Source organism: Candidatus Thiodiazotropha sp. CDECU1 (assembly GCF_963455295.1).
Taxonomy (GTDB): domain Bacteria; phylum Pseudomonadota; class Gammaproteobacteria; order Chromatiales; family Chromatiaceae; genus Thiodiazotropha.
This window is the reverse complement of record NZ_OY734020.1, coordinates 1,816,944-1,829,247: the sequence shown is the minus strand read 5'-3', so window position 1 is coordinate 1,829,247 and position 12,304 is coordinate 1,816,944. Positions and strand designations below refer to the sequence as shown.

7 protein-coding genes are annotated in these 12,304 nt (G+C 54.3%); 6 read left to right on the top strand and 1 reads right to left on the bottom strand.

What is annotated here, in order from left to right:
• The first annotated feature begins 43 nt into the window (after window positions 1–43).
• Both R2K28_RS08290 and R2K28_RS08285 read left to right on the top strand, forming a co-directional pair.
• Window positions 44–769: a hypothetical protein gene (locus tag R2K28_RS08290; protein ID WP_316369076.1), complete on the top strand. Its 726-nt coding sequence runs from the start codon at window positions 44–46 to the stop codon at window positions 767–769.
• A gap of 15 nt (window positions 770–784) precedes the next feature.
• Window positions 785–1,624 (top strand): alpha/beta hydrolase, encoded by an 840-nt coding sequence (locus tag R2K28_RS08285; RefSeq protein ID WP_316369074.1) that lies wholly within the window; start codon window positions 785–787, stop codon window positions 1,622–1,624.
• A 324-nt stretch (window positions 1,625–1,948) separates the two neighbouring features.
• Here R2K28_RS08285 and R2K28_RS08280 read toward each other — a convergent pair whose 3' ends face one another.
• Window positions 1,949–5,362, bottom strand: a complete 3,414-nt coding sequence (locus R2K28_RS08280) for an endonuclease/exonuclease/phosphatase family protein (RefSeq protein WP_316369072.1) — start codon at window positions 5,360–5,362, stop codon at window positions 1,949–1,951.
• A 245-nt stretch (window positions 5,363–5,607) separates the two neighbouring features.
• On the opposite strand from R2K28_RS08280, the gene R2K28_RS08275 reads away from it, so the two are divergent.
• The 4 genes from R2K28_RS08275 to R2K28_RS08260 all read left to right on the top strand — a co-directional run bounded on the left by R2K28_RS08275 (window position 5,608) and on the right by R2K28_RS08260 (window position 12,126).
• Window positions 5,608–6,663, top strand: a complete 1,056-nt coding sequence (locus R2K28_RS08275; protein ID WP_316369070.1) for a metallophosphoesterase — start codon at window positions 5,608–5,610, stop codon at window positions 6,661–6,663.
• Between the two features lie 282 nt (window positions 6,664–6,945).
• Window positions 6,946–7,452, top strand: coding sequence for a CBS domain-containing protein (locus R2K28_RS08270; RefSeq protein ID WP_316369069.1), 507 nt, complete (start codon window positions 6,946–6,948; stop codon window positions 7,450–7,452).
• Window positions 7,453–7,663: 211 nt separating this feature from the next.
• Complete coding sequence (locus R2K28_RS08265; RefSeq protein ID WP_316369067.1) at window positions 7,664–8,983, top strand: efflux RND transporter periplasmic adaptor subunit; 1,320 nt, start codon at window positions 7,664–7,666, stop codon at window positions 8,981–8,983.
• A complete protein-coding gene (locus R2K28_RS08260; protein WP_316369066.1) occupies window positions 8,980–12,126 on the top strand; it encodes an efflux RND transporter permease subunit in 3,147 nt (1,048 codons plus the stop codon). The genes R2K28_RS08265 and R2K28_RS08260 overlap by 4 nt, the downstream gene beginning before the upstream one ends.
• Window positions 12,127–12,304 lie beyond the last annotated feature (178 nt).

The window sequence follows — 12,304 nt, the reverse complement described above, 5'->3', positions numbered from 1 at the left end:
GTGGATAATACCGAGAGCATGACGACGGAAGGAGACTGTCGATATGAGCGATGAACTCTACAGAAAATGGTTGAGCGACTATCAAACCCGCAGGGAAGGTTTGCGACAAGAAGTGATGCTTGCTGGTCAACAGATGCTTGATATCGACGCGGCGGGAAGTATGCAAGGCAACTGGTGCACCGACGAGGCGCGTCGTTATGCCCAGAATCTGCGCATGGATATCAAGCACCCGTTTTGCCTTGTCCTCTGGTCTCGGCAGTTTGACGAGAAGTTCTTCCTGGAGATCACTGAGGATGAAGAGATCGATGTGGAAGAATCCCGCAAGCTTTTAACCTGGAAGGCAGAGAACTTCCTGCCCAGGATCGGTAGATTGACCTTGCGTCTAGATCAGGCCGGATACTACACAATGCTGCTCTGGCCCCAATCCCGGCCTAATCCACCACCGCAACCTGTGTGCGTCGAAGTGCCTAATCAGCTGATGCCGCCCGATGGAGTCTCGCCGGCTCGGGAGATGAACATGTGGTTTTACGTTTTCACCGCCGCGATCGACCTTGCCCAGGCCATCATTGTCGAGAGTAACTACAGTCAGGTGCTGTTTGAGGAATTGAGTTCTCTACGCAAACGCGGACTCGGAGAACGGGTCTTGTACTTCGACATCAATGATGAACTGTACCGCTACGAGGATGACCGCCGCTGGCCCCTGGAGTCCATCGGGGAAGCAGTTGAATTCGCGGCTGCGCAGTCGATACGCGAGCATCGACCGGAGTAAATATCCCGAGACACTATGAACATTCCAACAACTCTACTTTTCCTTTTCATCTTGGTAAGCAATGCAGCTGCAGATGAAAGAGAAAAAACCGTATGCGGATCTATACAGGAGCCTTTCCTTTTTTGGCTCTGGAGTTTGGCGGCGCCTAAGCCCGATAAGAACAGAGCATTGGTATCTCCCCTTATCGAGCAAACACATTTCACAACCTCTGATAACAAAATACTCCGAGGATATAGATACAACTCACACAATAAAGCTGAAAACAGAACCCCACCCAAAGGGTATGTCCTGATGGCACTGGGGAACGCCATGATCGCAGATCAAATCATTACATCACTGAAATATCTGTCATTGAGCGGATACGATGTATATATATATGACTATAGAGGCTATGCAAACTCAGAGGGAAAAAGAAGAATAAACGCAATCATAGAAGACTATAAAGAGATCATTACCTCTTTAAATGCCAAATATGACAAAACCCTCCTTTACGGCATTTCTCTCGGTGGCGCTGTGATGATGAATGCAATCGGATCAGGCGTGGATCATGACGCTGCATTAATTGATTCAAGCCCGAGCAGATTTTCCGATTTCGGCTGCCCTGAAAGGGTTGATCCAGTCAATAATCTTCCGGATGATGCCAGTAAAATCTTTGTGATAACCGGAAAAAAGGATCAAGTTCTCAATTCAAACATGACCGCTCCACTTAGGGTCGAAGCGCAAAAACGTGGAGCGAAAGTATTAGATGGAGAAGATTTATCTCATCCTTACATGGATCGAAGCCTAGATGCACATAATGCGAGAACGAAGTTGATACAGGACTATTTCAGCAAAATGCCAGACGGACCCGAATGAATGAATTATGCTTGAGATGGGTGCACTGCACTTATTAGGAGAGAGGATATGACAGAGCATGATTGTGAGCACTGTAATCTAAGAAACAAATATGACCAAAACCCAAAATCCATAGTGGGCAGGGTTTGGCGTTGGCATATTAATTTCTGCCCCGGGTGGAAAAAATACTACCTATCGGTATCAGATGAAGAGAGGGCCGAACTGGACAGTAAATATAACTTCACAAAATATAGAGAACTTCACTGATTGATACTACAGCGGGGTGCCGGCTCACCACCGACACCCCTTCCTACTGGTATTTTGGTAAAAACGCCATATCAGAGTCTATCTGTCCCACTTCCCCCGATTAATCTTTTTCAAAACATCAATCCAAACCAATCTATGATCCGAACTGGGGAACGGCCAGTCACCCACCAGACCAAACAGGGGGTCACTGGCGGATGGCCAGAACACACCAGCACTGATCATATCCAGTCCTACCGATGGCAATACATAATCGACCCGCAGATTGCCCGGCGTCCAATCGGCAAAGTCGGCGGTATCGAAATCCGCGCCGCCCAGGTGAGTCGTGTTGATCCCACCCTGCCTAATCGCCGCATCTGCACCACCTAGGCTGACCGGGGTGATCGAGGTGTTGACCAGGGGTGAGGCCAGCAGCTTGCCGGCCGGGTTGCCGGTGCTGTCGCCATCATGGGGGTCGGCGTTGAGATCGCCCACAATCACGAAATGTTCCCCCGATTTCAATCCGCCATAGCGGCCCTTGTCATCGTACATATAGTCGGCGCCCGCGATATAGTCGATCCAGAAACGGATCTCATCGTGGTTGCGACGACCATTGCGGTCTTCGTCGCCATCAAATACAGGCGGTGTGGGATGGCTTGCCAGCAGGTGCACGATCCTCCCCTTCACCTTGATTGGGATGTCCCAGTGACTCTTGGAGGAGAGGCGTAAGATCTCCCGCTCCTCGGCACTGTACCAATCCCATGGCAGCATGGCGTCGGGCATATCCTTCCACAGGAAGTGCTGGAAAGTGCGTACCTTCTTTTGTTTGATGGGATAGCGGGACAGCACCACCATGCCGTACTGGCCGGGGTAGAAGCCAAAGCCCTGCGCATCCCCCGGACCGTCCGTGACGCCATCGTTGTCCATGTCGAGACCGGTGGGGATGCCGGTGTTGGACTCGGCGAAGTAGACATACTTGTACTTGATCCGCTTGGCCCCGTTCTGGCTCTTCATCAGATACTTGCGATTGAAGAGCCTGATCGCCTCGCCGTCGGGGTCGTAGTCGAACTCATTCAACAACAGCACATCGGGACGAACCCGTTGGATGATCTCAGCCACTGCCTGAGCCTGGGCATTGTCACCACCGCTCAGATCCGCAATCAACTCGCCGGAGGCGCTGCGATTCAATGAAGCGTTGAAGGTTGCAAAACGCAGAGTCTTTCCGTGTTCCTCCATATTCAGGCGCAGTAGCACCGGATCGTGGTCGCTGGCGGCACTAGAGAACTCGCTGTTCAGATGCACTGCATCGTATTCGGCGCGGGCAGCCAAATTGTAGGTTACCAGGATGTGGTCCAGCGCCTGGGCATTGCCCTGGTAGTTATAACTATAGCGCTCAAGGGTTGGCAGGCTCTCGGTCATATTGACCAGTTCCGGGGTGTCGTCGCCTTTCAATACCTTGAGCGGCTCGAGGAACTCGAACTCGTTGAGGTCACCCAGTACCACTACATTCGCATGGGGAGCCTCATCCAGGATCGAGGTAACGAAGCTGTTCACCACACCTGCCTGGGCGATACGCTCATCCTCGCTGCCGTTGACCGGCGGCTGTACCTGGCCGAACAGCGGGGTGCTGCCCCCTTTCGAGGAGAAGTGGTTGTTGATCAGATGGAACTCATCGTCGGCGGCCTTGAAGCGTGCATAGAGTGGCTTGCGGCTATCGAGGAAGGCGTCGCCGTCGGAGAGATCACTGTCGGTGATTTTTGTCACCGACTCCCACACCGTCTCAACTGTTTCAGGATTGAACAGGTAGGCGACCCTGATGTTGCCACCGGGCTGGCCGCCATCCTGATTGTTCAGCGGCGGATTGTCGATATACTCGTAGCCGGGTCCACCTGCATTGACTATAGCCTCGACAAGCACCTGCAATGACAGATCGGCATCGACCACACCATCGTCCAGGCTGCCAGAGTTATCCTGCACCTCCTGCAGACCGATGATGTCGGGGGAGTTGAGGTTATTCACAATCTGCTCGGCCAACTGGTCGAAGCGACCGTCTGCGAGATCCGAATCGCCGTCCTCATCGTTGGGATCGAGATTGAGGAGGTTGAAACTGGCTATGGTCAACTGGTGTTTATGCTCTGACTCGAGGATTGAAGTTTCAGGCTCCAAGCCACCACGCTGAGGTGTGAAATCCTCCGTGGGATAGACCTCGAAGTTGCCGTAGCTATAGCCGACCACACCGGTGACATGACCCAGTCGGTCACCTGTCTCCACCAACTGATAGAGACTGTGGATGCCGCTGTCGAAATCAATTTGAACCCTCTCCGGATTGAAATCCCCGGGCCGTATGGTGATACCGCCGCGCTCATTCAGACCGGTGGCGTCATCTCCGTTATCAGCCAGGACAAATATCTCGCCATAGCGATTGGTGGCGGAGACTGCCACCACATTCATCACCTTGACCCGCATTGCTTCGAGGGATTCGTAGAAATCTATGCCATCCTGTTGTGGGTCGAACTGATTGAATTGATCATTATCGATCACCTGCTGGGGCGGCACCCTACCCCCCTCGCCGATCATCACCGGATCAGGCAGGATATTGCCCTGGGATAACACCACAATATCGGGACGATAGAACTGGGTAGTGGAGAGATTGCCGGTAGCGCTGCCGCCAGGGGTATATTCATTGACCACACCGGTGAGCTCCACCTCATCACCCACTGCCACCGCAGGTGTACTTTGGGTAAAGACATAGATGGCATCTGAGGTTGCCGGATCGTTATCCCCCAAGGGGTCCTGGGCGAAGAAGGCGTTTGAGTCCACCGCGGTCACCACCCCAGACGTGGTGACTTGCTGACCCTCGTAAGGCGAGTTGTGACCTGCACCCTGAATGTCGTAGATGGCGACTGAGTCCGGGGTGCCAGCACCTCCTCCATCCCCGCCGTCGCCGGGGTCAGAGCCGTTCAGACTCTGATCGATATTGAGGTTACCCGGTGTATCGTCAAGACCTGCAACCCAGACGAAGTCGGTATCCAGGGTGCCGCTGCCTTGAAGCTGCATCGATTCTCCAACTTGGGTTGAAGAGCTCTCCGCCACACCTATGTCGATACTGGTCATGCCCGCAGCAGGACCTGAATTGGCGGAAAAACTCCCCTCATAGCTGAGGAACTGCACCACCGTTCCACTGTTGTCGACCAGCGCTATGCCATCGGGGGCGCCGTTTTGGATGCCGCTGTGTGCAACCATCGTGAAACCGTAACCGCTGCCGGTATCGTCACTCAAGACTCCACTCAAGTCTAACGTTTCATAGGGACTGAGTACCGAGGACGAACCATTGTAGAGGACCAGTTGCCAACCACTCAGATCGGTTCCCGTGGGTCCTGTGATCTCAACGAATTCACCCGCGTCGGCACCGACATTGTCATAGTGGATTTCATTGATAAAAACGGGGGTGTCCGCCAAGACAGTGGTAGCGCTTAGACTTAGCAGTAGCGCCAGCAGGGATTTTTGATGATGCATGTGAGAGGTCTCTTTCCTTGTCGTTGTTCAGAGTGGCCCCTCACGCTATAAGCAATAGGTTTCTGTCTGTTGTGGATTTGATGAAATTTTTTTTATCGAACAGTGCAGTTCAAATGACAGTTTTTTGATTCTATTCATGTCTCCTATGTGTCACATTGCTGCTATATTGGCTAAATCATACTGAAAGGCCTCCAACCTAGACTTTACGCCTTACTCTCATTTATTACTGTTATTAGGAGATTGAGGTGATAAACAAGAAAATATTAAAAGCCATGTCCGGTTGTCTGCTGTTGCTGGTCTCTTCCCAATCGATTAGTGGTGATGGTAGATTCGATGACCAGGAGCGTGAATCAAAGGAACGAGACAGTTTCTCTTTTGCCATGATTGGAGACGTACCCTATGGCGTTGCTCCCTATACTGACTATCCGCAATTCGATAATCTCGTTGCTGAGATAAACAAAAGAAAAAGATTGAAGTGGGTCATCCACACAGGTGACATCAAGAGTGGTGGATCCAACTGTTCCGATGAGCTGTTTTTCGACCGTCTCGATCGCTATAACGCAATCAATAAACCCTTTATCTATACCCCTGGCGATAATGAGTGGACCGATTGTCATCGGGTCAATGCCGGTGAGTACCAACCCCTGGAACGCCTCGCCAGGCTGCGCGAGATCTTCTTCGCCAATCCCGGGATGACCATTGGCGGAAAACCCATGTCAGTTGAGAGCCAGGCATTTATCCCCGGTTTCGAGGAGTTTCCGGAGAATGTTCGCTGGAGCAAGAGCGACGTCATATTTGCGGCCATTCATGTGGTTGGCAGTAATAACGGTCTGAAGGCATTCGATGCTGCATCATCAGCGAAAAGGAGTGATGCGGATGATCTGGAAGCGGCGCGGCGTATCGAAGCAGCCGTCCATTGGATCAACGACACCTTTGACAAGGCCATGGAAGAGGATGCACCCGGCATGCTGATCATGATGCAGGCCAATCCCAAGCTTGAGGTCGGTTATGCCCTGCCCAGCGGCACGGATCTAACCAATGCCAGACTCGGTTTCAACGAAATCCTGAGTGCCCTTGAGCAGCGTACCCTGGCGTTCGGAAAACCTGTCGTCCTGGCCCATGGCGACTCCCATTATTTCAGAGTCGATAAACCCGGCCTGGTGGAGAATGGCTTTATCTCCAACTTCACCCGTGTCGAGAACTTCGGCTCGAGCCGAGTGCACTGGGTGAAGATCACAGTGAATCCCAACTCGAAACACGTCTTCAAGGCGCAGCCGATGATCATTGAAGCTAACAGGTAAGAAACATCTGATTAATTCAGAGCTTGCTGCGGCACAGGGATGTGTCGCCATCCAACTCAAAGATTATCATTGTCTCCGGTTGGATCACTATCTAGAATGAACACTCCTCTATTATGGATATTTCGATTAACGAAAGGAATCGTCAGCTGTAATTTGTCTTGACTAAAGACCGCCTAAGATTCTGCCTACAGTAACCACAGCATTATTGGCGTGGATGTTGCAGAACTGGTCATTAACGGACATTGGACGATAACAGTCAGATATAAATTACAGGATCAATCCATGGCGTGTAAGCTCAGCAAAATCCTTACCGAATCTGTCGCTTCCCTCGACAGCGATACCGATATACAAACCACGGCGGCCTATATGGCGGAGCGGGAACTCGGCTCGCTGGTGGTCACTGAGAACAGTGAAGTGGTCGGGCTTTTCACGGAACGGGATCTATTGAAGCGTGTTGTTGGTGCAGGCAGAGACGCAAATGCACTAAAACTAGGCGAAGTCTGTACCCGCAACCTGATCTCCGCCTCCTATGATAGCTCCTGTACCTATGCCATTAAGCTGATGCGTCGTCACCGCTGCCGTCGCCTCCTCGTCTACCGCAATGACAATCTCCAGGGTGTGATCAACATGGCAGACGTGGCCCATGCCCTGGCCGATCACAGCTCAGCCAAAAATCTGCTGGTCAACTTCGTCGGCGGCATCACCCTGGTTGTCGTGTTGGCGGTGATCGGCATGCTGATTTCTCATATCCCGGATATGATGCAGCTTGCGGACCGCACCCTTAAATAGGATCTGCATCCAAGCACGCACATACATTGGACTTCCACGCACTTCCAGTGAGATCATTAGGCATGATCTACTGCCAGTTAATGGCGGGGACTCTTATGTCGATGGATACATTCTAGGGACGACAAGCGCTCAGCTTCCAACCTTAAACCTTGCATCAGATGCCTTGGTAATGGACGTATCTGTCAATCCGACAATCCTGGAAAGATTTATCATGCTTGATAACCATCCCCATTGGCGCAAACTGCTGATCCTGCCTCCCATCGCATTGGGCCTGCTGGTTTTGATGTTGATGGCGAGCAATCGACAACCGCCGCTTAAGGTCGAACCTGGTGAGCCCACCCAACTGGTGCGAATCGTGGAGGCCCGGCAACTGGATATGATCCCTGTTGCCGAAGGCTATGGTGCCGTGCAACCCGCCCGGGTCTGGAGTGCGGTGGCGCAAGTGGCAGGACGTATCGTGGATATCCATCCCCGTCTCAGGGATGGGGAGATCATCAGTGAAGGCAGCCTGCTGCTGCAGATCGATCCTGCCGACTATCAGCTCAATCTGGCCCAGGCTGAGGCGGAGCTGGCCGAGCTGGAGGTGGAGGCATCCAATGCCAAGGCATCCCTATCGATTGAAGAGCGCAGCCTGGGAATCGCCCAACGGGAGTTTCAACGGATCAGCAAACTGGCCAAGAAAGGCACCGCCTCCCAGAGTGCGGTGGATGATGCGGAACGCAATCTGCTCAGCAGCCGCAATGCGGTGCAGAATGTAAACAACAGCCTGGCGTTGATACCGACCAAACGCAAGGTATTGGAGGCCAAGCGGACCCAGGCACAGCGCGATCTGGATAACACCAGTCTGCTCGCCCCATTCAATCTGCGAGTGAGCAATATGAGCGTTGAGAACGATCAGTATGTGAGCAAGGGAGAGACCCTGCTTGCGGGCGATGCGGTGGACAGGATCGAGGTGATTGCACGCTTTCCCATGTCCTCCCTGCGCCGACTCTTTATCGGTCACGAGCGACGCGACATCTCGGCCGACATCCTGAACGGAAACCTGGCGGATTTCGTCGCCCTGCAACCCCAGGTCAGGCTCGATCTGGGTACCACCATCGCCGAGTGGGAGGCGGAGTTCGTTCGCTTCAGTGACAATGTGGACCCGGAGACGCGCACCATGGGTGTGGTCGTTGCCGTCGATAGACCCTTTGAAAAAATCGAGCCAGGTATACGGCCACCGCTCTCGAAGGGTATGTTCGTACAGGTTTTGCTACAGGGCAAACCCCAACCTGAGCGGATCGTCATACCCCGTTCCGCGGTCAGGGATGGCATCGTCTATCTGGCCGATGGGGAGAATCGCCTCAGACGCCAGCCGGTGGAGCTGCTGTTCAGTCAGGGGGAGATCAGTGTCGTTGCATCCGGTATCACAGCGGGACAGAAAGTGGTCGTCTCCGATCTGGTGCCGGCGGTAAGCGGTATGCAGCTTGAAACGAAGGTAGACCAAGAGATCGCCGCTGCGATCCTGGCTACCGCCAAGGGTGAACAATGATCAACTGGTTTGCCCGGCATCCAAACGCCGCCAATCTGTTGATGGCGTCGATCATGATCCTCGGTCTGACCGCCCTGCCCGGCCTGCAGCGGGAAACCCTGCCCGAGATCAAGAACGATAAAGTGGAGATCCAGGTCATCTACAAGGGGGCCACGGCGGACGAGGTCGAAGATGCCATCTGCCGCCGTCTGGAAGATGCCCTGGAGGGGATCAGCACCCTGGACGAGATGTCCTGCGAGTCCCGAGAGGGTGTGGGCGTGGCCACGGCCGTGATGATGGAAGGGGCGGAGATGACCCGCTTCCTGGATGATGTGAATGCCGAGATCGATGCCATCGCCGACTTCCCGACCGAGACCGAACTGCCGGTGATAGAGGAGCTGGGCCGTACCGATGCGGTAATCTCCATTGCTGTGACGGGACCCGATGATCCGGTCACGCTGAAGGCCTACGCGGAGCATCTCAAGTCCAAACTGTTGACCCAGGAGAAGATCGCCGAGGTCACCATCAACGGCTTCTCGGATCATCACATCCGCATTGAGATTCCCGCCTGGCGCCTGCGCCAATATGGACTCTCGGCACAGGAAATCGCCAATGCCATCGGCTCACACAGCATCAGCACCCCGGCCGGTCGCCTCGAGGGGGACCGGGAGGAGATCCTGTTACGTTTCGACGATCAGCGTAAACAGGTGGATGATTTCTATGACCTGGTGGTGATATCCGGCAGCAGCGGCGCCACTATCCGTCTCGGCGATATCGCCGAGATCAGCGATCGCTTCGATCGTGACGAGGAGAAGATCAGCTTCAATGGTCAGCGCGCGGCCATCCTCAATATCACCAAGACCCGCTCCCAGGACATTCTCAATGTCCTCGCCAGGGTGGAGTCATTCGTGGAGAGGGAGAATCAACTTTCACCCGAAGGCCTGCGATTAACCCTGACCCAGGACCGGGCCTCGGTGGTCAAGGACCGGCTCGATATGCTGGTGCGCAATGGCGCCCAGGGACTGCTGGCGGTATTTTTCGTGCTCTGGCTGTTTTTCAGTTTCCGTTACAGTTTCTGGGTCACCATGGGACTGCCGGTCTCCTTTCTCGGCGCCCTGTTCATCCTGCCGATCATCGGTGTCACCATCAACATGATCTCCATGGTCGGCCTGTTGATCGGCATCGGTCTGTTGATGGATGACGCCATCGTGATCGCCGAGAATATCGCCTCGCGCATGAGCAAGGGGGACAAACCCCTGCAGGCGGCGATCACAGGTGTCCAGCAGGTCCTGCCCGGGATTGCCTCCTCTTTCACAACCACCCTGTTGGTATTCGGCTCCCTCGCCTTCATCACCGGTGATATAGGCCAGATCCTGCGCATCATGCCGATGGTGTTGATCATGGTCATCAGTGTCAGCCTGCTCGAGGCCTTTCTGATTCTGCCCCACCATTTGAGTCACTCCCTGGCGCATATGAAACGTAAGCAGGTGTCGCGCTTCAGAGAGGGCTTCGAGCGCGGTTTTGACCGCTTCCGCGAAGCCCGCTTCGGCCCCTTGCTCGACCGAGCCGTTGAGTACCGCTATATGACACTCGGTATTGTGCTGATGTTGCTGATCCTGGCCATTGCCATGCCGGTGGGCGGTAAATTGAAGTTCGTCGGATTCCCCGACCTGGATGGGGATGTGATCGAGGCACGGCTCCTGTTGCCCCAGGGGACACCCCTGGCGCACACCGAGACCATCGTAAACGAGATCACAAGTGCACTGCAGCGCACTAACCAGGCCTTCATCCCGGACCAGCCAGAGCAGCAGCCATTGGTGGAGAACATCACTGTCATCTATGGCCAGAATCCCGACGCCTATGAAACCGGCCCCCATGTGGCCCGGGTGGTGGCCGACCTGCTCAGCGCTGAAGTGAGAAATGCAAAACTGGATGATGTGATCAACCGCTGGCGCCTTGAGACAGGCAAGCTCACCGATGTGATATCGGTCAAATTCACCGAACCCACCTTCGGTCCCGGAGGACGCCCCATCGATCTGCGCCTGATGGGGTATGACCTGGAGCGCCTGAAACAGGCATCCAATGAACTGCAGCAGTGGCTCAATACCCATCAAGGGGTGAATGATCTGAGCGACGACCTGCGTCCCGGAAAACGGGAGTATCGCCTCCATCTGAAACCGGGGGCGGGGGTGTTGGGGCTGAATGCCAGGCAGGTGGCGGAACAGGTACGCGCCTCCTATCAGGGCATCAAGATCGATGAATTTCCAGTGGGACCCGAGACCTACGAAGTCAATCTCAAACTTGTCGCGGATGACCGTACCGATGCTGAAGATCTCTTCAATCTCAGCATCACCGGTCCCGGGGGATCGCTGATCCCCCTCTCCGTGGTGGCGGATATTGAAGAGGTCAGAGGCTGGGCCCGCATCAACCGGGTCAACCGGCAACGGACGGTGACCCTGCAGGGGGATGTGGATCGAAGCCAGGCCAATGCCCAGGAGCTGCTAGGAATCGCCAAAGCCAGCTTTATTCCTGAACTGCTCGAGCGCTATCCCGACATCAGATTCGATATCCAGGGAGAGAGCAAAGAGTCGGCCAAGACCGGCCAGTCGATCATGGGCAATGTCCTGCTTGGCCTGATCGGTGTCTATATGCTGCTGGCGCTGCAGTTCAAGGGCTATCTCGCACCCTTGACGGTGATGATCGTCATTCCGGCGGCCCTGATCGGGGTGATTTTCGGCCATATGGCATTGGGACTCGACCTGACCATGCCGAGTATCGTCGGCATGGCCTCCCTGTTTGGCGTGGTGGTCAACGATTCGATTCTGTTGGTGTTTTTCATCCGCGACAGTCGTGCCTCAGGTACAGCTGTCATAACCGCAGCCAAGCAGGCGGGGCGCGCCCGTTTCAGACCGATCCTGTTGACCTCCATCAGTACCATTGCCGGATTGATGCCCTTGCTGTTGGAGAAGAGCCTGCAGGCGCAGATCCTGATCCCGCTGGCAGCCAGCATCGCCTTCGGGCTCACCGCCGCCACCCTGGTGGCGTTGTTTCTGGTGCCCGCTGTCTACTGTATTCTTGATGACTTCAATCTGCTTGGAAAACTGCATGACGAGAGTGATGAGGAGATCGAGGAGCAAGTGGCGGAATCATCGGGTATTGGATAGGCAGTAACCACCTTAACTATCGGCAATGGTGGGGCAGGTCCCCACCCTACACTTCGAACCCTGGGTAGGGTGGGGCCCCGCCCCACCAGAATAGGTTGAAAGGCCTTTTTATCCCTTATAGATTCTTGTTGCGTTCCACGCGAGAAGATCAGACCGAGATGCAATTTTTCTCTCCACT